Genomic DNA, 26,974 nt, shown 5'->3' on the forward strand with positions numbered 1-26,974 from the left:
TCCATTTGAGCAGCACCAGTGATCATGTTTTTAACATAATCGGCGTGACCAGGACAATCTACGTGTGCGTAGTGACGTGTAGGTGTATCGTATTCAACGTGAGACGTTGAAATAGTGATACCACGTTCGCGCTCTTCTGGAGCGTTATCGATTGATGCGAAATCTTTAGCAACACCGCCGTATACTTTTGCAAGTACGTTAGTGATTGCTGCAGTTAGTGTAGTTTTACCGTGGTCAACGTGGCCGATTGTACCTACGTTTACATGCGGTTTTACGCGTTCAAACTTTGCTTTTGCCATCTTAAAAAATTCCTATAAAGAAATTAAAGTCTAACTCACTATTGAGTTAAACAAGCTAAAAATCATATTACAGCGCGAGCTGAAATTATTGTCTCTGCAACATGTTTCGATGCTTCGGCGTACTTCAAAAACTCCATAGAGTATGAAGCACGACCCTGTGTTGCAGATCGTAAGTCAGTAGCATAACCAAACATTTCAGAAAGGGGAACCTGTGCATTAATTTGCTTCAGTCCACCTAATGCATCTTCCATGCCTTCGATCATGCCGCGGCGACGGTTTAAGTCACCAACTACATCACCCATGTTTGCTTCAGGAGTGAGTACTTCAACCTTCATTACTGGCTCTAAAAGTACTGGGCTCGCTTGCAGCGCGCCTTGCTTCATTGCCAATGAACCTGCTATTTTAAATGCCATTTCATTCGAGTCTACATCATGGAATGAACCATCATATAAAGTCGCTTTAACGCCAAGTAATGGGTAGCCTGCCAGCACACCTTGAGACATTTGCTCTTGGATGCCTTTGTCTACCGCAGGGACGTATTCTTTGGGAATAGAACCACCTACAGTTTCGTTAACGAACTCGTAAATTGGTGCTTCGTCATCCGTAATATCCATCGGTTCAAGTTTAAGCCAGACGTGACCATATTGACCACGACCACCTGATTGACGTATAAACTTACCTTCAACTTTAACAGTTGAACGGATAGCTTCTCGGTATGCAACCTGCGGCTTACCAACGTTACATTCAACACTGAATTCACGTTTCATACGTTCGACGAGGATATCGAGGTGAAGTTCACCCATGCCAGATATTATAATCTGACCCGATTCTTCGTCGGTTTGTACACGAAAAGATGGATCTTCAGCCGCTAGTTTACCCAGCGCGATCCCCATCTTATCTTGGTCAGCGATTGTGCGAGGCTCAACCGCAACAGAGATTACTGGTTCAGGAAATTCCATACGCTCAAGCGTAATAATGGATTTCGGATCACACAGTGTTTCACCTGTTGTTACGTCTTTGAGACCAATAGCCGCCGCGATGTCGCCTGCGAAGACTTCTTTGATCTCTTCACGTGAGTTTGAATGCATCTGTACGATACGACCAAGACGCTCACGCTTACTTTTAACTGGGTTGTATACCGCGTCACCCTGTTTAACTGTACCAGAGTAAACACGGAAAAAAGTTAAGGTGCCAACAAACGGGTCCGTTGCAATTTTAAATGCAAGTGCAGCAAACGGCGCTTTATCATCAGCAGGACGCTCTTCTTCGGTACCATCTTCTAGGATACCTTGAATTTGTTTCACTTGCGTTGGGGCAGGCATGTATTCAACAACGCAATCAAGCACCGCTTGAACACCTTTGTTTTTAAATGCGCTACCACACGTCATAGGAACAATGTCGTTTGCTAATGTACGTTGGCGTAAAGCTTCTTTTATTTCGGCTTCACTTAACTCTTCACCCTCTAAGTATTTATCCATTAGTTCTTCAGTAGCTTCTGCAGCACTTTCAACTAAATGAGAGCGCCATTCATCGGCTAATTCCTGAAGTTCTGCCGGTATTGCCTCATAAGTGAAAGTCATTCCCTGGTCCGCTTCGTTCCAGTTAATAGCTTTCATCTTGATTAGGTCAATAACACCTTTAAAGCCGTCTTCAGCGCCTATTGGCAACTGAATTGGAACAGGCGTTGCTCCAAGACGAGATTTCACCTGGTCAACAACTGCAAAGAAGTCAGCGCCTGTGCGATCCATTTTGTTTACGAAGATCATTCTTGGAACTTCGTATTTGTTCGCTTGACGCCAAACTGTCTCAGTTTGCGGCTGTACACCAGATGAAGCACAAAGAACAACTACCGCACCATCTAATACGCGTAAAGAACGCTCTACTTCGATAGTGAAATCAACGTGTCCTGGAGTATCAATAATATTGATACGATGAGCGTCAAATTGAGCGTCCATCCCTTTCCAGAAACACGTAGTTGCAGCAGAAGTGATTGTGATACCACGCTCTTGTTCCTGCTCCATCCAGTCCATAGTTGCAGCACCATCATGCGTTTCACCGATCTTATGAGAAAGACCCGTGTAAAACAGAATACGTTCTGTTGTGGTGGTTTTGCCTGCATCTACGTGAGCACAAATACCGATATTACGATAGCGCTCAAGTGGAGTTGTACGTGCCATAAAATCCTCTTAAAGGTTAAGGGCAGATTACCAACGGTAATGAGCGAATGCTTTATTCGCTTCAGCCATACGGTGAACGTCTTCACGTTTCTTAACCGCAGTGCCTTTGTTGTCAGCAGCGTCAACGATTTCTTGAGCTAAACGTAAGCCCATAGATTTTTCGCCACGCTTACGAGCAGCGTCTACTAACCAACGCATACCTAATGCGTTACGACGAACTGGACGTACTTCAACTGGTACTTGGTAAGTTGAACCACCAACACGGCGAGATTTAACTTCTACCTGTGGGCGGATATTATCAAGTGCCGTTTCAAAGATTTCTAGGTGCGACTTGCCTGATTTCTCAGCAGCCACATTTAGCGCACCATAAACGATTTTTTCAGCAGTAGATTTCTTGCCATCTAACATTACGATGTTTACGAATTTCGCAAGAAGCTCCGATCCGAACTTAGGATCTGGAAGAATTTTACGTTGACCTATTACGCGTCTTCTAGGCATTTTGTATCTCCGGTTTATTCAGGTTTGCTCTTATCGAGTCAATAACCCAAAACAATAATTAAAAATATTTAGTGCTTGGCCTTACTAACGGAGAACTATTAGCCTTTAGGGCGTTTAGTACCGTATTTAGAACGAGCTTGGCGACGATCGCTAACGCCTGCACAGTCAAGTGCACCACGAACGGTGTGAAAACGCACACCTGGTAAATCTTTAACACGACCACCACGGATTAGGATTACACTGTGCTCTTGAAGGTTATGACCTTCACCACCAATGTATGAAGTTACTTCGAAACCGTTAGTTAAACGTACACGAGCTACTTTACGTAACGCCGAGTTTGGTTTCTTAGGTGTAGTTGTATATACGCGAGTACATACACCGCGCTTTTGCGGACACGCTTTAAGCGCAGCTGAGTTACTTTTCGTAACCTTGCTACGGCGTGGCTTACGCACTAGCTGGTTAATAGTTGCCATTTAAATAGCTCCTGAAATTAGAATTACTACTGAAAAAATAAAAAATCCGCCCGTTTTTACAAGTTTGTTTTAAACGCACAGGTAAATGGGTGGCGGAATTTTAATGAGCAAAGATTGACCTGTCAACCTAAACCGCTCGCAAGGTAGAAGATATCTACCTTGCGAAAACCTAATCTATTGATTTGGTTTAGTTTATTAATTTCCAGATAAATCCGCATTTAAAGCATCAGTTAGCGCTTGAGTTGCCTCTTCTGCACTTACAGTCTGCTCTTCTACTACATTTCTTTGCTTACGGCGAGCCATACGTTCTTGATGATACGAAAAGCCGGTACCGGCTGGGATCAAACGACCCACTATTACGTTTTCTTTCAGACCGCGTAACTCATCGCTCTTACCATTCACTGCTGCGTCGGTTAAAACACGTGTTGTCTCTTGGAAAGAGGCTGCAGAGATGAAAGATTCTGTTGCTAGTGATGCTTTTGTGATACCCATTAACTGGATTTCAAACTTAGCTGGGATCTTACCTTGAGCTTCAAGGTCGCGGTTTGCGATATTAACGCGTGCCACTTCAATTTGCTCACCGGCTAAGAAGTCAGTATCACCACCGTGCATAATGGTACATTTACGTAACATTTGACGAATAATAGTTTCAATGTGCTTGTCATTGATCTTAACGCCTTGCAAACGGTAAACCTCTTGCACTTCGTTAACAATGTAGTTAGCAACATGAGTCACACCACGTAAGCGTAAGATGTCATGCGGTGATTCTGGACCATCGGCGATAACTTCACCTTTAGACACTCGTTCACCTTCAAACACGTTAAGTTGACGCCATTTAGGGATCATCTCTTCGTAATGATCACCTTCATCTGGTGTAATAACTAAACGCTTCTTACCTTTAGTCTCTTTACCAAAGCTAATTGTACCGGTAACTTCAGCTAAAATAGCTGGTTCTTTCGGTTTACGAGCTTCGAATAAATCGGCTACGCGTGGTAGACCACCCGTGATATCACGAGTTTTCGAACCTTCTTGCGGAATACGTGCTAATACGTCACCAGGGTTTACTGTCGTGCCGTCAATTACTTCAATCGTAGTGAATGAAGGTAGACGTGTTTCTTGTAAGCCGCGCTCTTCACTTTCAATGATAAGCTTAGGTTCTTTCGCATTCGCTTTAGAAAGATCTTTAACAACTATACGGGTTAAACCGGTTAGTTCATCTGTCTGTGTTTCAGTATTCGAGTCATCGATATCGCTGAACGATACTTTTGACTTATGCTCAAGTACGATTGGGTGACTATGCGGGTCCCAAGTAGCAACGATGTCGTTACCTTGAACTTCTGCATTGTCTTGTACTGTTAATACTGCACCGTAAGGTACTTTATAACGCTCTTTTTCACGGCCATAACTATCAATGATAGTAATTTCCGTAGAACGCGAAATAATAGCAATCTTACCGTCTGTATTTAATACGTACTTAGCGTTGTGAAGCTTTAATGTACCGTTAGTTTTAACTTGTACATTATTCTCAGCAGACGCTCTAGATGCCGCACCACCGATGTGGAATGTACGCATCGTTAACTGTGTACCTGGCTCACCAATTGATTGTGCCGCGATAACACCTACTGATTCACCTGCGTTGATGATATGGCCACGTGCTAGGTCACGACCGTAACAGTTAGCACAAACACCAAAGTCATTATCACACGTGATAACAGAACGTACGCGAACTTCATCTACTGAATGCTCTTCTAAAAGGTCACACAGTTTTTCGTCAAGCATAATGTTACGTTCAACAAGTACTGTATTAGTACCTGGAATAACAATATCTTCAGCAACAACACGACCTAGAACACGTTCACGAAGCGCTTCTACAACATCACCACCTTCAATAAGCGGTTTCATTGTTAAGCCATCTTCTGTGCCACAGTCATCTTCATTGATTACCAAATCTTGTGCAACGTCTACTAGACGACGCGTTAGGTAACCAGAGTTAGCTGTTTTAAGTGCTGTATCGGCAAGACCTTTACGCGCACCATGCGTTGAGATGAAGTACTGAAGTACGTTTAGACCTTCACGGAAGTTAGCTGTGATTGGTGTCTCGATGATTGAACCATCTGGACGTGCCATTAGACCACGCATACCCGCCAACTGACGGATCTGAGCAGCACTACCACGAGCACCTGAGTCGGCCATCATAAACACTGAGTTAAATGACGCTTGCTCTACTTCTTCACCTTGTGCATTAATAACTGTGTCTTTCGACAAGTTAGACATCATCTCACGTGATAAGTTTTCATTTACACGTGACCAAATATCGATAACTTTATTGTACTTTTCACCAGCCGTTACAAGACCTGATTGGAATTGTTGGTTGATTTCAGTAACTTCAGCTTCAGCTGCTTCAATGATCTGCGCTTTAACCGGTGGGATAACTAAGTCATCAATACCGATTGAAACACCTGACTTCATTGCATAATGGAAACCGGTGTACATAATTTGGTCAGCAAACATAACTGTGTCTTTAAGACCAAGACGACGGTAACACTCATTAATTAAGCCAGAAATCTGCTTTTTACCTAGCGGCTGATTGATTGACTCATACGGCATGCCTTTTGGTAAAATTAGCGACAGAATTGCACGACCAACAGTTGTATCGATAACAGTGATAGTATCTTCTACTACGCCGTTTTCGTTTTTAACTGATTGACTAATACGTACTTTCACAATTGCGTGAAGGTCTGCATTGCCACTACGGTATGCTTTTTCTGCTTCTTTTGGATCTTTAAATATCGCGCCTTCGCCTTTAGCGTTAATACGGTCACGAGTCATGTAATAAAGACCCAATACAACATCCTGTGAAGGAACGATGATTGGCTCACCATTCGCAGGAGATAGAATGTTGTTTGTAGACATCATTAAGGCACGAGCTTCAAGCTGCGCTTCAATTGTTAGCGGTACGTGTACCGCCATTTGGTCACCATCGAAATCGGCGTTGTAGGCCGCACATACTAATGGATGCAAATGAATCGCTTTACCTTCGATAAGCACAGGTTCAAACGCTTGGATACCCAAACGGTGAAGTGTTGGTGCACGGTTAAGTAATACTGGATGTTCACGAATTACTTCGTCAAGCACATCCCATACTTCCGGCATTTCACGTTCAACCATCTTCTTCGCAGCTTTGATTGTCGTAGCCATGCCGCGACGCTCTAATTTGCCATAGATAAATGGTTTGAATAGCTCAAGTGCCATCTTCTTAGGAAGACCACATTGGTGAAGCTTAAGTGTAGGACCCACTGTAATTACAGAACGGCCTGAATAATCCACACGCTTACCAAGTAAGTTCTGGCGGAAACGACCTTGCTTACCCTTGATCATATCGGCAAGAGATTTAAGAGGACGTTTGTTAGAACCTGTAATTGCACGACCACGACGACCGTTATCAAGTAGCGCATCTACCGCTTCTTGTAACATACGTTTTTCGTTGCGTACGATAATATCTGGTGCTGCTAAATCTAATAGACGCTTAAGACGGTTATTACGGTTAATAACACGACGGTAAAGGTCATTTAGATCAGACGTCGCAAAACGACCACCGTCTAGTGGTACTAATGGGCGTAGATCAGGTGGCAATACTGGAAGTACTGTCATGATCATCCACTCAGGGTTGTTACCTGATTGGTGGAACGATTCCATTAACTTAAGACGTTTGGTGATTTTTTTACGCTTAGTTTCAGAGTTAATTGTTGGTAACTCTTCACGCATTTCAGCAATTAATTGTGCAAGATCGAGTTCACGAAGCAAGTCTAAAACTGCTTCAGCACCCATCTTAGCTTCAAATTCATCACCATGCTCTTCAAGTGCATCTAAGTATTCTTCTTCACCTAATAGCTGACCACGCTCAAGCGTTGTCATACCAGGCTCAGTTACTACGAATGATTCGAAGTAAAGAACACGTTCAATATCACGAAGCGTCATATCTAGCATTAAGCCGATACGTGACGGTAATGATTTTAAAAACCAAATATGCGCAACTGGGCTCGCAAGGTCAATATGACCCATACGATCGCGTCGCACTTTAGTGAGTGTAACTTCAACGCCACACTTCTCACAGATCACACCGCGGTGTTTAAGACGCTTATATTTACCACATAAGCATTCATAATCTTTCACTGGGCCGAAAATACGGGCACAGAATAAGCCATCGCGCTCAGGCTTGAAAGTACGGTAGTTAATAGTCTCAGGTTTCTTTACTTCACCGTATGACCACGAACGAACCATGTCTGGTGAAGCAAGACCAATGCGAATTGCATCGAATTCTTCGGTCTTATTTTGTTGCTTCAGAAACTTAAGTAAGTCTTTCACCTTAGCTCTCCTGTCGGAGTTAATCTTGAGGACGGGTAGTCTCGTCCCTACATTCTATTCGGCCGTAACAGATGCTGCAGCGTTAACTGCAGCATCTAATTGGCTTAATTTTCTTCCAACTCGATGTTGATACCCAGTGAGCGGATTTCTTTTAACAATACGTTAAACGATTCTGGCATACCTGGTTCCATTTTATGGTTACCATCAACGATGTTTTTATACATCTTAGTACGACCGTTCACGTCATCCGATTTCACTGTTAGCATTTCTTGTAGAGTGTAAGCAGCACCGTAAGCTTCAAGTGCCCATACTTCCATCTCACCAAAACGCTGGCCACCGAACTGTGCTTTACCACCCAGCGGCTGCTGAGTAACAAGGCTATAAGAACCAGTAGAACGCGCATGCATTTTGTCATCAACTAAGTGATTCAGTTTCAGCATGTACATGTAACCAACGGTTACTTGACGTTCGAACTGATCGCCAGTACGGCCATCATAAAGTGTAACCTGACCACTTCTTGGGTAGCCCGCAAGCTCTAGCATGTCTTTGATTTCGTTTTCTTTCGCGCCATCAAATGCTGGAGTAGCTATTGGTAAACCACCTTTTAAGTTTTCAGCCAAACGACGAATTTCGTCATCTGTAAAGCTATCAATGTCTACTACTTGACGAGATTCGCCAATTTCGTAGGCTTGCTTGATGAAGGCGCGTAACTCATGCAGCTCACGTTGCTCTTTCATCATTTCTTCAATGCGTTCACCAATACCACGTGCAGCTAGACCCATATGTGTTTCAAGGATCTGACCGATGTTCATACGTGATGGTACACCCAGTGGGTTAAGTACGATATCTACCGTACGACCTTTATCATCGTATGGCATATCTTCTACTGGTACGATAGTCGAGATAACACCTTTGTTACCATGACGACCCGCCATTTTATCACCCGGTTGGATACAACGCTTAACAGCTAGGTATACTTTAACAATCTTAAGTACGCCAGGTGCTAGGTCATCGCCTTGAGTGATTTTACGACGTTTGTTTTCAAACTTCTTATCGTATTCAGCTTTAAGCTCGTCATACTGGGCTGCTAATTGCTCAAGCTCAGCTTGCTTGTCTTCTTCAGCAAGGCTTTGCGTAAGTAGCTTCTCAGCATTTAATAACGCTAATTTGTCTTCATCAAAGCCAGCTGCGATAAGTAACTTACGCGCACGGTCTAATACACCAGCTTCTAGAATACGGAACTCTTCGTTGAAGTCTTTCTTCGCATCGCGAAGCTGCATTTCTTCAACTTCTAACGCACGCTTATCTTTTTCAACACCATCACGGGTGAAAACTTGCACGTCAATTACAGTACCAGTTACAGAATTTGGTACACGTAAAGAGCTGTCTTTAACGTCAGACGCTTTTTCGCCGAAGATAGCTCGTAGTAGCTTCTCTTCAGGAGTTAATTGCGTTTCGCCTTTCGGAGTCACTTTACCTACCAGAATATCGCCGCTTTTAACTTCAGCACCAATATAAACAACGCCTGATTCATCAAGCTTGCCTAGTGCAGATTCGCCCACATTCGGGATATCTGCAGTGATCTCTTCAGAACCTAATTTAGTATCACGGGCAATACACTGTAGTTCTTGAATGTGGATAGTCGTTAGACGATCTTCTTCAACTACGCGCTCTGAAAGTAAGATTGAATCCTCGAAGTTATAACCATTCCATGGCATAAATGCCACGCGCAAGTTTTGACCAAGAGCTAAGTCGCCCAAGTCAGTCGAAGGACCATCTGCTAACACATCGCCACGAGTAACCGGTTCGCCAACCATACAAGTTGGTTTTTGGTTAATACATGTATTTTGGTTAGAACGTGTGTATTTGGTTAAGTTGTAAATGTCGATGCCCGCTTCGCCTGGAACGCGTTCTTCTTCATGTACATTAACAACGATGCGACTTGCGTCACAATACATTACTTCACCACCACGTTTTGCAACGATAGTAACACCAGAGTCTTTCGCTAGTGTTAGCTCAATACCAGTACCTACTAACGGCTTATCCGCTTTCAATGTTGGTACTGCTTGACGTTGCATGTTTGAACCCATCAATGCACGGTTAGCATCATCGTGTTCTAGGAACGGGATAAGTGCTGCCGCTACAGAGATCACCTGTTGTGGTGATACATCCATATATTGCTGGTCCATACGTCCCATAAAGGTAGATTCACCTTTGTGACGACATGGAATAAGTTCATCTACAAACTCATTGGTTTCGGTTAAGTTTGAGTTCGCCTGTGCGATAACAAACTGACCTTCTTCAATGGCTGATAGGTAATCAACTTCATCAGTTACAACACCGTCTACCACTTTGCGGTAAGGTGTTTCTAAGAAACCATAATCATTAGTACGTGCGTACGTAGATAATGAGTTAATTAGACCGATGTTTGGACCCTCAGGAGTCTCGATTGGACATACGCGACCATAGTGAGTTACGTGAACGTCACGTACTTCAAAGCCTGCGCGCTCACGAGTTAGACCGCCCGGCCCTAATGCAGAAATACGACGCTTATGCGTTACTTCTGATAGCGGGTTATTTTGGTCCATAAACTGTGATAACTGAGACGAGCCGAAGAACTCTTTAACCGCTGCCGAAATAGGCTTAGCGTTAATAAGATCTTGTGGCATTATCGCATCTAGGTCACCTAAGCTTAAACGCTCACGTACAGCACGTTCTACACGCACTAAACCTACACGGAATTGGTTCTCAGCCATTTCGCCAACACTACGTATACGACGGTTGCCTAAGTGGTCAATATCATCTACATCGCCAACACCGTTACGAATAGCAATCAATACCTTCATAACCGACACGATGTCTTCTTTGCTTAATGTGCCTGGGCCTGTATCGGTATCGTAACCAACACGGCTATTGAACTTCATACGACCTACCGTTGATAAGTCATAGCGCTCTTCTGAGAAGAACAAGTTCTGGAATAAGGCTTCAGCCGCGTCTTTCGTCGGTGGCTCGCCTGGGCGCATCATGCGATAAATTTCTACTAATGCTTCTAAACGGCTGCTTGAAGAGTCAATGTTCAAGGTATTTGACATGTAAGCACCGCTGTCCACTTCATTGATATATAACGTATCAATTTTAGTGTGACCGGCTTTAACCAATTCAGCCATTAATTCAAGCGTTAGCTCGTCATTTGCATTAGCTACAACTTCACCTGTTGACTCATCAACATAGTTTTTCGCTAATACACGACCAATGATGTACTCATGTGGTACTTCTAATTGCTTAATGCCTTTTTTCTCGATGTTCTTGATATGGCGAGCCGTAACACGACGACCACTTTCAACAAACACTTCACCGTCTTCGCTCTTAATATCAAAAGCGGCGGTTTCACCACGTAAACGTGAAGGTACCAGTTCCATAAGAACTTTACCGTCAGTTACTTCAAACGTAGTGTTGTCGAAGAAAATACCAAGAATGTCTTCACTCGAGTACTCAAGTGCACGTAAGATAATAGACGCCGGTAATTTACGACGACGGTCAATACGTACATATAAGTTATCTTTTGCATCAAATTCAAAGTCTAACCATGAACCACGATATGGGATAACACGTGCGTTATATAACACTTTACCCGATGAGTGAGTTTTACCGCGGTCGTTATCAAAGAATACACCAGGGCTACGGTGTAGCTGAGAAACGATAACACGCTCTGTACCATTGATTACAAAGGTACCGGTATCGGTCATGAGCGGAATTTCGCCCATGTAAACTTCTTGCTCTTTAATGTCTTTAACTGTGCCTGGAGCTTCTTTGTCCATAACTACAAGACGCAATTTCACGCGAAGTGGAGCAGAATAAGTCACACCGCGAATTTGACATTCTTTTACATCGAAAACTGGCTCGCCAATACGATAACTTACGTATTGCAGCTCAGAATTTCCTGAGTAGCTTTTAATTGGGAACACAGAACGGAAGGCTGCTTCCAAACCATGATCGCCATCAGCGTCAGGCACTAAGAATTTTTTAAACGATTCTAACTGTGTAGATAGTAAGAAAGGTATATCCAAAACTTGTGGACGTTTACCAAAATCCTTACGGATACGTTTCTTTTCAGAATAAGAGTAAGCCATGGGGTTCCTCAGCTTGCTGATCTTTGACCCGACCTGTTCTTGTAAGAACAGACTTAACTGGCATCTATGCCAAGATTTACAACATTTGATTGTTGTTCTAATTTAGTCCCACTTTAACACTAGCAAACTATAAAGCGTTGAAAGTAAAGAAAAAACCAGATTTTATTTGAACTAAAAGAGTGCATCACTCTATAGCGCAAAAAGGCCGGTGATTAAATAATCACCAGCCCTTGCCTGATTTCTCAGGCAGCGAACTTAGCAAAAGCTAAATTACTTAACCTCAACTTCAGCACCAGCTTCAGTAAGGTCTTTAGCAAGAGCTTCAGCTTCTTCCTTAGAGATACCTTCTTTAACAGGTGTTGGTGCAGCTTCAACAAGAGCTTTCGCTTCTTTAAGGCCTAGGCCAGTTGCGCTACGAACTGCTTTGATTGCAGAAACCTTGTTAGCGCCAGCGCCAGTAAGGATTACATCAAATTCAGTCTTTTCTTCAACTGCTTCAGCAGCTGGACCAGCTACCATACCAGCAGCAGCAGTTACGCCGAATTTTTCTTCCATTGCTTCGATAAGAGCAACAACGTCCATTACTGACATTTCAGCAATTGCGTCAAGGATTTGGTCTTTAGATACAGACATTTCAAATTTCCTAATAATTAACGGACTTTAAGTCCAAATAAATTTTACACCGAAAGGGATTAAACAACTTAAAATTAAGCAGCTTGCTCTTCTTTCTGTACACGTACTGCTTCAATTGTTTTACACAATTTACCAGCAGACGCTTCTTTCATAGCGCTCATTAAGCGTGCAACAGCTTCGTCGTATGTAGGTAATGTAGCAAGCATTGCTGCATCAACAACATTTCCTTCAAAAGCGGCCGTTTTAAGCTCAAATTTCTCGTTCTTTTTTGCAAAAGCAGAAAAGATACGCGCAGCAGCACCTGGGTGCTCTGATGAGAAAGCGATTAAGCTTGGACCAACAAATGAATCAGAAAGGCACTCAAACTGTGTTCCTTCAAGAGCACGTTTTGCTAAAGTGTTACGGACAACTTTCATCCAAACACCATTTGCACGAGCTTCTTTACGAAGGGCAGTGATTGCGCCAACTGTTACACCACGAGAATCTGCAACAACTGCAGATAGAGCACCATTGGCTGCTTCGTTGACTTCAGCAACTATTGCTTGTTTGCCTTGAAGATTTAAAGCCATGGGTGTTACTCCTGGTTTAATGGGGTTACCGACACTCGGTGTCCCCTGTTCTACTCTTCCCTATCAAACAAGATAGAGATGCTTTTTACGGCGAGAGCCAGAAGGATTAGGAAAAATCTATCTGGGGTCTACACCGTCTACGTAGGTGAGTATTAAGGCCGAAGCCACCTACGGTCTTGGACGGAAGTCCAATTTATCGATTTACCCTAAGGTGCAACGAAATTATGGACTTCAACCCGAATTCTTTACTTTGCTGAAAAACGAATTAATCAACAAAATGGCGCGAAATTATAGTACAAATTTCACGCCATGTAAACACCGATTAAGCTACAGTAGTGCTTAACGTGTTTTGGTCAACAGCAACGCCTGCGCCCATTGTTGTAGAGATGCTTACTTTCTTCACGTAAACACCTTTAGCTTGAGAAGGTTTAGCCTTCTTAAGCGCAACAATTAGTGACTCAAGGTTTTGTTGCAATTGCTCAGCAGTGAAATCAACCTTACCAATAGTAGTATGGATGATACCATTTTTGTCATTACGGTAACGTACTTGACCCGCTTTTGCATTTTTAACTGCTTCAGCAACGTTAGGTGTTACTGTACCAGTCTTAGGGTTTGGCATTAGACCACGTGGGCCTAAGATTTGACCTAGTTGACCAACAACACGCATAGCGTCTGGTGATGCAACAACAACGTCAAAGTTCATCTCGCCTTTTTTAACTAGCTCAGCAAGATCTTCCATACCTACTAATTCAGCACCGGCTTCTTTCGCAGCTTCTGCGTTAGCGCCTTGTGTGAATACTGCAACGCGAACGTCACGACCAGTACCGTTAGGTAGTACAGTTGCACCACGAACGTTTTGATCAGATTTACGAGCATCGATACCAAGGTTAACAGCAACGTCAACACTTTCTACGAATTTAGCTGTCGCTAACTCTTTTAAAAGCGCGATCGCTTCGTTGATTTCGTAATCTTTAGTTACTTCCACTTTTTCGCGGATAGTACGCATACGTTTAGTTAATTTAGCCATATTCTTAGTCCTCTACGCTCAAGCCCATCGCACGAGCAGATCCTGCGATAGTGCGAACCGCAGCTTCTAAATCAGAAGCTGTAAGGTCAGCTCGTTTAGTCTCAACAATCTCTTCAAGTTGAGCACGAGTTACTGTGCCTACTTTTTCAGTGTTAGGACGGCCTGAGCCTGATTTAACGCCAGCTGCTTTAAGTAGCAAGTATGCTGCAGGTGGAGTTTTCATGTCGAACGTAAAAGAACGGTCACCGTAAACAGAGATCACTACAGGAACTGGAGCGCCTTTTTCGATAGACTCTGTACGTGCGTTAAACGCTTTACAGAATTCCATGATGTTCACACCGTGTTGACCTAGTGCAGGACCTACTGGTGGACTAGGATTAGCCATACCAGCGGCAACTTGTAGCTTGATTAGAGCTTCAACTTTTTTAGCCATTATAAATACCTCATTAAGTGGGTCTCAGCCTTGTGCGCGCGAGGACGCGTACTCTAACGGCTCCCCAATTTAAAAAATTGTTTCGTACTTTTTGTAGCGTAAATTAATTTACCCAAATACAAAAAGGCCGCTGATTATAAGTTAATCAGCGGCCTTTTTCAAGCTTCGTGCCAAATTTTATAGAAAAATTAGCATCACTTTTTTAATCAATTACTTATCTTGTTCAACTTGACCAAATTCAAGTTCAACCGGTGTAGAACGACCAAAAATAAGTACCGACACTTTAACGCGGCTCTTTTCGTAGTCAACTTCCTCAACAACACCGCTAAAGTCAGCAAATGGACCGTCAGTAACACGAACAACTTCACCTGGTTCAAATAAGGTAGCAGGTTTAGGTGCTTCAGCATTTTCTTGTAGGCGATTAAGAATGCGCTCAGCTTCTTTAGGGCTGATAGGAGCAGGACGATCAGACGTACCGCCAATAAAGCCCATAACGCGTTCTGTGCTGTTCACTAAGTGCCAGCTTGCGTCATTCATATCCATTTGTACTAATACATAACCTGGGAAGAATTTACGCTCAGATTTACGCTTTTGGCCAGCGCGCATCTCAACAACTTCTTCAGTTGGTACTAGTATCTCACCAAAGCTCGATTCTAGACCTTCGATTTTAATATGTTCAATTAACGTTTGAGCTACACGCTTTTCGTAACCAGAAAAGGCCTGTACTACATACCAACGTAACTTAATTTCTTTGTTCTCGTTCTCATCCGACATGGGATCAGATCTCCAATCCAGTTAAAAAGCCTACAGCGCGGAATAAAATGCCATCTAATCCCCAAAGGATAAGTGCCATTATCACTGTTGCAACCATTACAATTAATGTCGTGTGGGTAGTTTCTTGACGCGTTGGCCAAATTACTTTGCGCACTTCAATTCTTGCTTCTTTAGCAAAAGTAAGGAAAGTACGTCCTTTAGCTGTTTGCGAGGCAATTGCTAAACCAGCTGCTATTGCAACTACAACGCCAATCGCACGTAGTAATACAGACTGATCTGCAAACATGTGATTACCAACAACTGCGCCTGCAAGTAGCACTATTGCTACTAACCACTTTACTGACTCCATCGCACTTGATGGCGTTTCTACATTCGTGCTCATAATATTATTACCTTAACTACAGACACAACAACCCTACGCTATGGTAGGGTTAATCCATTAAAATCCAAACTTAAAAACAGACTTATTTAAACCGATTTTTAACCCCAGACTTACCCGCATCGCGAGTAATATTGGCAGGGGCGGAGAGATTCGAACTCCCAACCGTCGGTTTTGGAGACCGCTGTTCTACCAATTGGAACTACGCCCCTGCAAAGTGGATGCCTATTATACTTACGCAGTTCATTAACACAAGAGTAAAGATTGTCATCTGATAAAATCTTCACCGTTAATTTACACACCGCATTATTTAACCACTTAACCCGCTAAATTAATATTTATTTATGCAATAAAAAGTCATTCCTGCAATGAGTTACCGTAAAAAAATCAAAATAAACGTACCAACTCGCCACGATAAAAATCGCATAACAACCAAATTTGCTCAAATGCATGCGTTTGCGGCACACTAATCATTTTAAGCTGAGCATCAAAGTCGGCTTTATGCCAAATAGTGCTGGCATTGCGAATTAATAACCAAGTTCGCGCTGAATGATAAGATTTAGTGGCTTTTTGCTCCAGTAATCTCTCTAACGCTAGGCGTAACCTTTGCTCACTTGGGGCTTGCGCCATATCGGCCAATGCCCGTTGCATTGGAATTGACAGTGGCCGGCCAAGCACTGCCATTGCTTCGGTTTCACTGGCATATAAATGCGCAACTTCAATATCAAGTTGCTGATCGCCTTTGTAGCAGCTAACGTCGGGCTTATTGGGCTCATTATGCCAAATATGGCGCATATGAATGCCATATTGCTGCTCATAACAACGTAAAAACAACCTCGCTGCCTCATGCTCTAACTGTTGTTTTTCTTGTTCGCTATCACGCTTCATTTAATACCGCGTACACATTAGTTAATAAACTTGATGCGCCAAATCTAAAGGTATTTGCTTGTAAGTAGTCATTACCCATAATAGTGCTTGCAAGGGTTAAGTAATCGCTCGCATCTGCAACTGTTTTAACTCCTCCCGCCGCTTTAAAGCCAACTAGCTTGCCCGATTCTTTAATGGTATTGAGTATAGTTTTTGTCGCATCAAGCGTGGCATTAACGGCGACCTTACCGGTACTGGTTTTTACAAAGTCGGCACCGCCTTTAATAGCTAATAATGTGGCTGATGCGATTAAATCAGGTGTTTGTAACTCGCCGCTTTCTATAATAACTTTAAGTAGAGCGCGCGACCCACAGACTTTTTTGCTCTCGGTAACATACTTAAGCACACGGCTTTTATCACCCGCTATTAGCGCTTTATATGGAATAACTAAATCAATTTCATCTGCACCGCGCTCTATGGCAATTAGTGTTTCGTTTATTACGGTATTTAAAGGTGCGTCACCCGTTGGAAAGTTAGTTACTGTGGCTACTTTTATATGGCTTAGCTCTCTGGTAGCTAAGGCTATTTTTGCTTCTGCTACAAAATCACTGTAAACACATACTGCAGCGGGCGTGCCTAATTTAGGGTTAATGCTGTTCACTAACGTATTAATAGCGGCACTATCATCGTTGCTATTTAAGCTGGTTAAATCCATTAAGGCGACAGCCAAAGCAGCCTCTTTTTGTTGTTTAATCATAGTAACCTCATCATATTTATACCGTGATTTAATACCTGTAATTATAGTAACCTAAACTTGCTATAGCTCATAACCAAACACTCTAAGCCCTTAGTTTTACATGCAACCGACCGCAAAGCCTTACTAATTAAGATTTCGGCCTTAAAAACCCACTCGTTATAACTTTTAGTTATAACGAGTGGGTTTTAATTATTTTTTACTTAGTATGTGGCGCTATATTGTGGCTATCAGGCTAAACGAGCCATTTATTTTAGGGGTGTGATTAACGTGCAGTATTTACCTATCTTTACCAAACTCGACAACAAACCTGTATTGGTTGTTGGCGGTGGAGATGTTGCGTTGCGCAAATGCAGCGCGCTTTTAAAAGCGCGTGCCAGTATTACTTTAGTCGCTCCCAAATTTTGCCAACAGCTCATTGAACTTGCTAGCGAAAATAAAGTAACGCTTATACATGAGTACTTTAGCGAGCAACATTTAAAAAATATGATGCTGGTAATTGCTGCTACAGATTTAGAGCATGTAAATAGCCAAGTGTTTGAACTGGCTAATACTCATAACATTTTTGTTAATGTAGTTGACGATCAGCTTAAGTGCACCTTTATATTTCCATCGATTGTCGATCGCAACCCAATCACAATTGCTATATCCAGCGCAGGCACTGCCCCGGTATTAGCGCGCCGTTTACGCGAAAAACTAGAAACCCTAATACCGCAACATATTGGCCCGCTGGCAACGCTTGTGGGTGGCTTTAGAAGCAAAGTAAAACAACGCTTTAAGCACTTTGCCGATCGTCGCCAGTTTTGGGAAGGCGTATTCGACTCATCTGTTGTTAGTAAAGTACAAACCGGCGACACCCAAGCCGCAGAGCAACAGTTAGAACACATGCTAAATGCTAAAGCCGAGCCCGAAGGCGAGGTTTATGTAGTAGGTGCAGGCCCTGGCGATCCTGAATTGCTGACACTTAAGGCACTGCAACTTATGCAACAAGCCGATGTAGTGGTTTATGACTATTTAGTGTCTGACGAGATCATGGAGTTAGTGCGCCGCGATGCCGACCTTATTTGTGTAGGCAAGCGTTTAGGCGATCACAGCGTAGCGCAGCAAGACACTAACCAAATGCTGGTCGATTTAGCCAAGCAAGGTAAAAAAGTATGCCGTATTAAAGGTGGCGATCCGTTTATTTATGGTCGTGGTGGCGAAGAAGTACAAGTACTTGCGGCTAACAAGGTAAATTATCAAATTGTACCTGGTATAACAGCCGCTGCAGGATGCAGTGCCTATGCGGGTATTCCGCTTACCCATCGTGACCACGCACAAGCGATTCAGTTTGTAACCGGGCATTGTAAAAAAGACGGCCAAGAACTCGATTGGCAATCGCTGGCTAAACCAAATCAAACCTTAGCTATTTATATGGGCGTGATAAAGTCGCCACATATACAAGCTGAGCTTTTAAAGCATGGCCGCAACGCCAACACACCCGTTGCCATTATTGAAAACGGCACCCGTAAAAATCAACGCGTAATTACTGGAAAGCTGGGCGAGCTTGCCGATTTAATTACGCGTAACAGTGTGGTTTCTCCTGCGCTGCTTATTATTGGCGAAGTAGCATCCTTGCACCAAGAGTTACATTGGTTTGGTGCCAAAGCGCAAACTAGCAGTTTTGCGCAACCACTTACCGATGTGGCATAAGCTTTATACATTTATTAGATTTTAACTTTTAATTATTTTAGTAGGACGACTAACAATGGCTTTAACTCACCTTCAGCAGCTTGAAGCTGAAAGTATCAAAATCATGCGCGAAGTCGCCGCTGAGTTTGAGAACCCAGTAATGCTTTACTCAATTGGTAAAGATTCGTCGGTACTTTTGCACTTAGCGCGTAAAGCATTTTACCCTGCAAAAATTCCGTTTCCGTTATTACACGTAGACACTAATTGGAAGTTTAGCGAAATGATTGAATTTCGTGACCGTATTGCCAAAGAATACGGCTTTGAGCTACTAGTGCATAAAAACCCAGAAGGCATGGAAATTGGTATAAGCCCATTCGAGCATGGCTCTGGTAAACATACCGATATAATGAAAACTCAAGGTTTAAAGCAAGCACTCGACAAATATGGCTTTGATGCTGCCTTTGGTGGCGCACGCCGCGACGAAGAAAAGTCACGCGCTAAAGAACGTGTTTACTCATTTCGCGATAAGCACCACCGCTGGGATCCTAAAAACCAACGCCCAGAGCTTTGGAATACGTACAACAGCCAAGTAAATCCAGGTGAAAGTATTCGTGTATTCCCACTGTCTAACTGGACCGAGTTGGATATTTGGCAATATATTTATCAAGAAAACATCGACATGGTGCCTTTGTATCTAGCAAAAGAGCGCCCAGTGGTTGATCGCGACGGCACCTTAATTATGGTTGACGATGAGCGTATGCCACTTTTGGAGGGTGAAGTGCCAATGATGAAGTCGGTACGTTTTCGTACTTTAGGCTGCTACCCACTTACCGGTGCAGTGGAATCAACGGCCAGCTCATTAACCGAAATTATTGAAGAAATGCTGCTATCTACGTCATCTGAACGTGAAGGTCGAGTTATTGACCATGACTCGGCAGGCTCAATGGAAAAGAAAAAACGTGAAGGGTATTTCTAATGGCTAATCAAAATAACGACACATTTAACGAAGTAAAAGCAATCGGTATAGACGCTTACCTAGCACGTCAGCAAGACAAAAGCTTATTACGCATGCTTACCTGTGGCAGCGTAGATGACGGTAAATCAACACTCATTGGCCGCCTACTGCACGACAGCCACCAAATTTATGAAGATCAGCTAGCAGCGCTGCATAAAGATAACGAAAAAGTAGGTAACGCAGGTGATGACCTTGATTTAGCATTGCTTGTAGATGGCCTACAAGCTGAGCGCGAGCAAGGCATAACCATTGACGTAGCGTATCGTTACTTTTCAACCGCTAAGCGCAAGTTTATTATTGCCGACACCCCAGGGCACGAGCAATACACGCGTAACATGGTAACGGGTGCATCAACCAGCGATGTGGCCATTATTTTGGTGGATGCGCGTTACGGCGTGCAAGTACAAACTAAGCGCCACAGCTTTATTTGTGACTCGCTTGGTATTAAGCAATTTGTTGTGGCTATTAATAAAATGGATATCGTTGATTTTGACGAAACTGTTTATGAAAAAATTAAAGCCGACTACTTAAAGTTTGCCGAGCAACTTAATGTAAGTAACATTAAATTTGTACCTATGTCGGCGCTTAAAGGCGATAACGTAGTTACTCGCTCTGTACATACGCCTTATTACACCGACAAGCCATTGCTAGAGTTATTAGAAGACTCGCCAGCAGCGCAAATCGACACTGACTTTGAAGCACGTTTACCGGTGCAGTATGTGGCGCGTCCTAACTTAAACTTTCGCGGTTTTCAGGGCACACTAGCCTCAGGCAAGTTACAAGTGGGCGATGCAATAAAAGTACTACCATCGGGCAAAACTTCTAGCATTAAAGAAATTGTTACCTTTGATGGCAACCTAGACAGTGCACAAGCTGGCCAAGCAATTACCGTTACGCTAAATAGCGAAATTGATATTAGCCGAGGCGATGTCATTGTACCTGCAAGTTCTACGGCAATAGTTACCAACCAGCTACAAGCTAAATTAGTATGGATGCACGAAACGCCGCTGCAACTAGGTAAAAGCTATAACTTTAAACTTGGTAGCAAAAACACCTCTGCTCAAGTTACTAAGATTGATCACACTATCGATGTAAATACCTTAGAGCATGGTAGCAGCGACACTCTACAGTTAAACGAAATCGCTATTGTAACGCTAGAACTTAGCGAAACTATTTTGGCTGATGAGTATCACAGTAATCACGAAACCGGCTCGTTTATACTTATCGATCGCTTATCTAACTTAACTATTGCAGCCGGTATGATAGAGCAAGTACTGCAAAGCCAAGCGCAGCAAAGTAACTTTAGTGCTTTTGAAGTTGAATTTAACACTTTAGTACGCAAGCACTTTCCGCATTGGCAAGCGCTTGATATATCAAAGTTATAATACTTTTTAGCCTGTTATAGGATATAAAGCATGATAGATCAGCTCATTTTAACAGGCATTATGCTTACCTTAGTCGGGTGCCTTTTTGGCACTCGGCTTAATCCTGCATGGCTATTTGTGGGAGCCATTGGTAGCAGCTACTTAGCAGGGCTAATAGATTTAGAAAGCATGTTAGTTAATTATACTAACCCGTCGCTAATTACTTTGGTGCTATTAATATTAGTGTCAATTGCGATTGAAAAAACCACCCTTATTCAAAAATTAGCGCAATCGCTATCGAGTGGTAGTTTAGTTAAATCAGTGACTAAATTGGGACTTTCGACCGCGTTTTTATCGTCGTTTACCAATAACACCGCCGTGGTTGCTTCCTTAATTACCGCGATAAAAGACAACCCCAATCACTCACCATCAAAGTTACTATTACCACTATCGTACACTGCTATTTTAGGCGGCACTATTACCCTTATTGGCACATCTACCAACTTAATCGTAAATGGTTTTGCCGTAGATGCGGGTATGGCACCACTGGGATTTTTTGACTTTACCTTAGTAGGTTTGGGCGCATTAAGCGTGGGCTTAATCACCATTTTAGTCATGTTAAAATACTTACCCGACAACGGTAAAAGCGACCAAGAAGTCGTACCTTTTTATCTTGAAGGTAAAGTACAAGCCGGTTCAAAGCTAATTGGTCGCACCGTAGAAGAAAATGGCCTGCGTGAACTTAAAGACTTATTTTTAGGCGAAATAATTCGCGATAACCAACGTATTTGTGCGGTCACGCCACAGCAAATAATTAAACAAAACGACATATTACTTTTTGTGGGCGATATAAAATCAGTCCCCCTACTTACGCGTTTCGATGGTTTAAAAGTAGTGCACGACAATCATCAAAAAGACATAGAACACTTAGTAGAGGTTGTCGTAAGTCAGTCTTCAAAATTTATTGGTAAAACCGTAAAAGAAGCCCGCTTTAGAGAGCAGTTTCATGCGGCCGTTATTGCTATTCGCCGCGGCCACGATCGCCTGCAAGGTGGTTTAGGGCAAGTGCACTTACAAGCAGGCGACTCACTAATACTCGCCCCGGGTAAAAACTTTTACAGCTTGCCTAATTTAAAGCGCGAATTTGTGTATATATCGGGGTTTGATTTACAAACTCACCTAGCGCCTAAACAGTCAAACATTGTGCTGCTAAGCTTTGCCGCTGTACTGGGCTTAAGTATTATTGGCTTAGTGCCGCTAGTTAAAGGCTTATTAGTATTACTGATTGGCTTTATGCTTTGCGGTACTATTAAGCTTAGCGAAGTAAAACGTCGCTTTCCTATTGAGTTACTCGCCGTAGTAGGCAGCGCCATAGGCTTAGCAAAACTAATGATAGGCACCGGACTTGCTGGGCAAATATCGGCGGCTATGTTTGTAGTACTTGGCGACTTTGGCCCATACAGCGCCTTTATCGCAATATTTTTAATGACAGTATTATTTACCGAGCTGATAACCAATAACGCCGCTGCAGCATTGTCGTTTCCGGTTGCCTATTCACTTGCCGTTGGCTTTAACGTAGACCCACTGCCATTTATTATGGCGGTTGCGTTTGGCGCATCAGCAAGTTTTATATCGCCGTTTGGGTATCAAACTAACCTTATGGTTTACAGCGCGGGTAACTATCGTTTAAAAGATTATGTAGTGATGGGCTTGCCCCTTTCTATTATTTATTCAATAACAGTATTAACCTTGATCCCGCTAGTATTTCCGTTTTAATACCGGCACGCACAGCATAAAGAGATAACTCACTATGGATGAAAATATTGTTTGGCATAACTACGCAACCACTAAAGCACAACGTAGTGAGCAAAAAAAGCATCAGAGCGCTATTATATGGTTTACCGGATTTTCGGGCTCCGGTAAAAGCACTGTAGCAAACGCGCTAGAAGCCGCACTTAATCAACAAGGTATTCATACTTACCTGCTCGATGGCGACAACGTACGCCACGGTTTATGTAAAGACCTAGGCTTTAGCGACGCAGACCGAGTTGAAAATATTCGCCGCGTAGGCGAAACAGCAAAGCTAATGGTTGACGCTGGCTTGTTAGTGCTTACTGCGTTTATATCGCCTTTTAGAGCAGAGCGCGACATGGTACGCAGCTTAGTAGATGACAAGGAGTTTATTGAAGTATTTATCGACACCCCACTCGATGTATGCGAAAGCCGCGATCCTAAAGGCTTATACAAAAAAGCCCGCGCTGGCGAAATTAAACACTTTACCGGCATTGATTCCAGTTACGAAATACCCATCAATCCAGAAATAATTTTAGATACCAGTAAAAACACGCTAGACCAATCGGTTGTTCAGCTGATAACGTATCTAAAACAACAGCACATAATATAGGTTAACCCCAATGAACCAAACCGAACTGCTAGAAGAAACCCTGATCCTTGCCCGCAAAGCGGGTAGCGCCATAATGGGAATTTATCAAAAGGACTTTAACGTTGAATACAAAGCCGATGAAAGCCCTGTAACCGACGCCGACTTAGCAGCTCATAAAATTATTGTCGCAGGGCTACAGCAGCTCACTCCCGACATTCCTATATTAAGTGAAGAAAACGCAGATATAAGCTGGGAAGTTCGCAAAGCATGGAAAAGTTACTGGCTAGTAGATCCTATCGATGGCACCAAAGAGTTTATTAAAAAAAATGGTGAATTCACCGTAAATATCGCACTTATCGAAAATGGCATTCCGGTTTTAGCGGTAGTAGACGCCCCAGCCCTTGGCGTATCTTACTTAGCAAGCGAAGCCATAGGCGCATTTAAAGACAAAGGCGATGAGCGCATAGAGCTAAAAGTAACTACCAAACCAAACACAGGGTTAATACGCGTAGTTGGCAGCCGCTCACACCCCTCACCCGATTTAGCCGAATTTGTAAAACGCTTTGACGAGGTAGAAATGGTTTCAAAAGGCAGCTCACTAAAGCTGTGCTTAGTGGCCGAAGGCAGTGCTGATATTTACCCCCGCTTAGGCCCAACCTGTGAATGGGATACTGGCGCCGGCCATGCAATCGCCGCAATCGCCGGCGCTAAAGTGACTAAACTTGATGGCAGCCCGCTAATTTATAACACCAAAGATGAGTATTTAAATCCGTATTTTATTGTTTCAGCTATTGAAGAATAAAGCGCCTAGAGCTGCGGGCTTTTAGCTACTAGCAGCTCTATGTCAATTTAAACACCGTAGGTTGGGTTGAGTGAAGCGAAACCCAACGAATAACCGCTGTTAACCACAATATTTTAATCTTCCAATTTCACCTCAAAAAACACTTAAATCGGTGCGCGTAAAAAGTGTGTAACGCCTAATGTGAGTCCGTTTATTGCTATATAGTTATCTTTATGGGATTGCACTTTAAAGCCACACTTTAATAGTACGGCTTTTGAGGCGGGGTTATTATCTAGTACTAAGGCTTCTAACTGGTTAACTGCATAATGCTGAGCGGCTATGCTAATTAATTCGTTAAGGCAAAAACTGGCGTAGCCTTTACCTATGCTATTTTTAGCAACTCGATAACCCACTGCGGCAGTGTTTGTTTGCCCTGTTATATCTTTTAAATTTGCGCGCGCAACAATTTGCTCTTTAACAATAAGCACACCCGAATAATGCGTACCTAATTGCATGTTTATAATGGCATCATAAATATGCATTTTAATGCCTAAATCGCGATAAAAGTAATCCTCTCTCGGCGGCAGCATTGATTCAAACCAAGCTTTATTTTCTGATTCAAATTGCAATAACATAGCTAAATGCTTAACTGACAAGGTTTCAAATATCACAAAAACTCCTATTTTTAATCACTTTACAACCTAGGTGGAAAGTAGAGTTTACAATAATTATACTCTAGATTGCAGTGTGTAAACTTTAAACTTTATGGGGAAAAGCTATTAACCCCCTTTTTAAGTGCACCTTTCCTGCTTATTATTTTTAACGTTGAGCTAAAGCCACTGCCATTCTCTGCTCACTTTTATAACGCTGTTGCAAATTCATTACAGGCGTAACTGGTACGCTACAAATAAGCGAATATTAAGCTAGTTTATCGAATGAAATCATTAAGTAAAAACTATATGCTTTGCCGTCATTATTATTCTAAAAAAAACCTGGTGAGCTTATGCCCCCATCTCAAGATGCTACGCATTTTAATGCATCTACAGCAAAACAGTCTTCTTGGACTTTACACGACACACAGTGGACGTTAAGCCTATTTGGTACCGCCGTTGGTGCCGGTATTTTATTTTTACCTATTAATATTGGTATTGGCGGTTTTTGGCCGTTAATTATTATGGCGTGCTTGGCCTTTCCAATGACCTTTTTAGCGCACCGCGGTTTAGCGCGGTTTGTGCTGTCGTCAAAAAATAAAGATGCTGACTTTACCGATGTAGTAGAGGAACATTTTGGGGTGACCGCGGGTCGGCTAATCTCTTTACTGTACTTTTTATCTATTTTTCCGATTTTACTTATTTATGGTGTCGGTTTAACCAATACCGTAGACAGCTTTATGGTGAACCAGCTTGGTATGGAGTCGCCTTCGCGGGTGTTGCTTTCTGGTGTATTGGTTGCAGGTATGATTGGCTTAATGATGGGCGGCGAAAAGCTGATGCTTCGTGCTTTTGCTATTTTAGTTTATCCGCTTGTGGGCATATTGTTTTTTTTATCCTTGTATTTGATCCCTAGTTGGCAAATGCCGAATATGGCGCTGCCAGAAGTGGGCAGCTTTGGTAAAACACTGTGGTTGTCGATTCCTATTATTGTATTTTCGTTTAGCCACGCAGCGGCTATTTCGAGCTTTGTAAACGTACAACGCGGTCATTATGGTAATAAAGCGGTTGCTAAGTCTGAGGCAATATTAAAGCGCACCAGTTTACTGTTAATTACCTTTGTATTGCTGTTTGTGTTTTCGTGTGTGTTGTCCTTAACTGGCGAGCAAATGGCGGCGGCGAAAGCGGAAAATGTGTCGGTTTTATCGTACCTTGCCAATATTACTGACAATTCGTTTATTGCTACGCTTGGCCCATTGGTGGCGTTTATTGCGATTATGTCGTCATTTTTAGGGCACTTTTTGGGTGCACGCGAAAGCTTTACTGGCTTAGTAACTAAGCAGTCGAACATAAGCGCTAAAGTTGCCGATAAGGTAGGTGCTGTACTAATGTTTTTTGCTATTTGGTTTTGCGCGGTTAAAAACCCGAGCATACTCGATATGATGGATCAGTTATCTGGCCCTATTATTGCGATGATTTTATTTATTATGCCCATGATTGCTGTTTATAAAGTACCGGCATTACACAAGCATCGTAATCGTTTAAGCACCTTATTTATATTAGCGGTTGGCTCAATGGCGGTAATGGCTTTGCTTTACAGCATGCTTAAATAATACTAAATATACTGGCTATAAGCTTTTTATAGCTTTTTAACACATCGAGTAGGGTGAGGCTTTTGCCTCATCCCTCTCACAGAACCGTACGTACGGGCCTCGTATACGGCTCCTGTATT

The 26,974-nt window shown here is 42.7% G+C and carries 22 protein-coding genes and 1 tRNA gene; 7 read left to right on the top strand and 16 right to left on the bottom strand.

Annotated elements, in window-relative coordinates; genetic code table 11:
• The 15 genes from HC000_RS14610 to deoC form a co-directional block, all read right to left on the bottom strand.
• Window positions 1–299 (bottom strand): GTP-binding protein (locus tag HC000_RS14610; RefSeq protein ID WP_244363788.1); only part of this gene is annotated, 299 nt, incomplete at its 3' end.
• 62 nt (window positions 300–361) lie between these two features.
• Window positions 362–2,476, bottom strand: coding sequence for an elongation factor G (fusA, locus tag HC000_RS14615; RefSeq protein WP_011326943.1), 2,115 nt, complete (start codon window positions 2,474–2,476; stop codon window positions 362–364).
• 27 nt (window positions 2,477–2,503) lie between these two features.
• Window positions 2,504–2,974, bottom strand: coding sequence for a 30S ribosomal protein S7 (gene rpsG, locus HC000_RS14620; RefSeq protein WP_011326942.1), 471 nt, complete (start codon window positions 2,972–2,974; stop codon window positions 2,504–2,506).
• Window positions 2,975–3,072: 98 nt separating this feature from the next.
• Complete coding sequence (gene rpsL / locus HC000_RS14625; RefSeq protein ID WP_008165517.1) at window positions 3,073–3,447, bottom strand: 30S ribosomal protein S12; 375 nt, start codon at window positions 3,445–3,447, stop codon at window positions 3,073–3,075.
• 195 nt (window positions 3,448–3,642) lie between these two features.
• Entirely contained in the window at window positions 3,643–7,812 is a 4,170-nt protein-coding gene (gene rpoC, locus HC000_RS14630; RefSeq protein ID WP_179808023.1) for a DNA-directed RNA polymerase subunit beta', read from the bottom strand.
• 104 nt (window positions 7,813–7,916) lie between these two features.
• Window positions 7,917–11,942: a DNA-directed RNA polymerase subunit beta gene (gene rpoB, locus HC000_RS14635; protein WP_086995185.1), complete on the bottom strand. Its 4,026-nt coding sequence runs from the start codon at window positions 11,940–11,942 to the stop codon at window positions 7,917–7,919.
• A gap of 270 nt (window positions 11,943–12,212) precedes the next feature.
• Window positions 12,213–12,575, bottom strand: a complete 363-nt coding sequence (gene rplL, locus HC000_RS14640) for a 50S ribosomal protein L7/L12 (RefSeq protein WP_011326939.1) — start codon at window positions 12,573–12,575, stop codon at window positions 12,213–12,215.
• Window positions 12,576–12,649: 74 nt separating this feature from the next.
• Window positions 12,650–13,144 (bottom strand): 50S ribosomal protein L10, encoded by a 495-nt coding sequence (gene rplJ, locus HC000_RS14645; RefSeq protein ID WP_011326938.1) that lies wholly within the window; start codon window positions 13,142–13,144, stop codon window positions 12,650–12,652.
• Between the two features lie 322 nt (window positions 13,145–13,466).
• The gene (rplA, locus tag HC000_RS14650; RefSeq protein WP_011326937.1) at window positions 13,467–14,171 is read right to left on the bottom strand and encodes a 50S ribosomal protein L1; all 705 of its coding nucleotides are present in this window, start codon (window positions 14,169–14,171) and stop codon (window positions 13,467–13,469) included.
• A 4-nt stretch (window positions 14,172–14,175) separates the two neighbouring features.
• Window positions 14,176–14,604, bottom strand: a complete 429-nt coding sequence (gene rplK / locus HC000_RS14655) for a 50S ribosomal protein L11 (RefSeq protein ID WP_058372361.1) — start codon at window positions 14,602–14,604, stop codon at window positions 14,176–14,178.
• Window positions 14,605–14,814: 210 nt separating this feature from the next.
• The gene (gene nusG / locus HC000_RS14660; protein ID WP_002958878.1) at window positions 14,815–15,378 is read right to left on the bottom strand and encodes a transcription termination/antitermination protein NusG; all 564 of its coding nucleotides are present in this window, start codon (window positions 15,376–15,378) and stop codon (window positions 14,815–14,817) included.
• A gap of 4 nt (window positions 15,379–15,382) precedes the next feature.
• Complete coding sequence (gene secE, locus HC000_RS14665; protein ID WP_086995177.1) at window positions 15,383–15,760, bottom strand: preprotein translocase subunit SecE; 378 nt, start codon at window positions 15,758–15,760, stop codon at window positions 15,383–15,385.
• Window positions 15,761–15,892: 132 nt separating this feature from the next.
• Window positions 15,893–15,969 (bottom strand) — tRNA-Trp (locus HC000_RS14670).
• Between the two features lie 175 nt (window positions 15,970–16,144).
• Window positions 16,145–16,645 carry a hypothetical protein gene (locus HC000_RS14675; protein ID WP_089367604.1) on the bottom strand — a complete coding sequence of 167 codons (501 nt, stop codon included), beginning with the start codon at window positions 16,643–16,645 and terminating at the stop codon, window positions 16,145–16,147.
• Entirely contained in the window at window positions 16,635–17,381 is a 747-nt protein-coding gene (gene deoC, locus HC000_RS14680) for a deoxyribose-phosphate aldolase (RefSeq protein WP_086995174.1), read from the bottom strand. The genes HC000_RS14675 and deoC overlap by 11 nt, the downstream gene beginning before the upstream one ends.
• A 267-nt stretch (window positions 17,382–17,648) precedes the next feature.
• Here deoC and cysG point away from each other — a divergent pair, with 267 nt between their 5' ends.
• From cysG to cysQ, 6 genes are read left to right on the top strand one after another with little or no spacing between them, the layout of a single operon-like run.
• Complete coding sequence (cysG, locus tag HC000_RS14685) at window positions 17,649–19,070, top strand: siroheme synthase CysG (protein WP_179808024.1); 1,422 nt, start codon at window positions 17,649–17,651, stop codon at window positions 19,068–19,070.
• Between the two features lie 55 nt (window positions 19,071–19,125).
• A complete protein-coding gene (cysD, locus tag HC000_RS14690) occupies window positions 19,126–20,025 on the top strand; it encodes a sulfate adenylyltransferase subunit CysD (protein ID WP_011326930.1) in 900 nt (299 codons plus the stop codon).
• A complete protein-coding gene (gene cysN / locus HC000_RS14695; protein WP_011326929.1) occupies window positions 20,025–21,449 on the top strand; it encodes a sulfate adenylyltransferase subunit CysN in 1,425 nt (474 codons plus the stop codon). The genes cysD and cysN overlap by 1 nt, the downstream gene beginning before the upstream one ends.
• Before the next feature lie 30 nt (window positions 21,450–21,479).
• Window positions 21,480–23,204: an SLC13 family permease gene (locus HC000_RS14700; protein WP_086995169.1), complete on the top strand. Its 1,725-nt coding sequence runs from the start codon at window positions 21,480–21,482 to the stop codon at window positions 23,202–23,204.
• 34 nt (window positions 23,205–23,238) lie between these two features.
• The gene (gene cysC / locus HC000_RS14705; protein WP_011326927.1) at window positions 23,239–23,832 is read left to right on the top strand and encodes an adenylyl-sulfate kinase; all 594 of its coding nucleotides are present in this window, start codon (window positions 23,239–23,241) and stop codon (window positions 23,830–23,832) included.
• Window positions 23,833–23,842: 10 nt separating this feature from the next.
• Window positions 23,843–24,613: a 3'(2'),5'-bisphosphate nucleotidase CysQ gene (gene cysQ / locus HC000_RS14710; RefSeq protein WP_086995166.1), complete on the top strand. Its 771-nt coding sequence runs from the start codon at window positions 23,843–23,845 to the stop codon at window positions 24,611–24,613.
• Window positions 24,614–24,756: 143 nt separating this feature from the next.
• Here the strand turns inward: cysQ and HC000_RS14715 are convergent, their stop codons facing one another.
• Window positions 24,757–25,263 (bottom strand): GNAT family protein, encoded by a 507-nt coding sequence (locus HC000_RS14715; RefSeq protein ID WP_179808025.1) that lies wholly within the window; start codon window positions 25,261–25,263, stop codon window positions 24,757–24,759.
• A 332-nt stretch (window positions 25,264–25,595) separates the two neighbouring features.
• On the opposite strand from HC000_RS14715, the gene HC000_RS14720 reads away from it, so the two are divergent.
• The gene (locus HC000_RS14720) at window positions 25,596–26,855 is read left to right on the top strand and encodes an aromatic amino acid transport family protein (RefSeq protein WP_179808026.1); all 1,260 of its coding nucleotides are present in this window, start codon (window positions 25,596–25,598) and stop codon (window positions 26,853–26,855) included.
• Window positions 26,856–26,974 lie beyond the last annotated feature (119 nt).

Origin of the sequence: Pseudoalteromonas sp. MIP2626, assembly GCF_013414205.1 — a bacterium.
Lineage (GTDB): Bacteria > Pseudomonadota > Gammaproteobacteria > Enterobacterales > Alteromonadaceae > Pseudoalteromonas > Pseudoalteromonas nigrifaciens.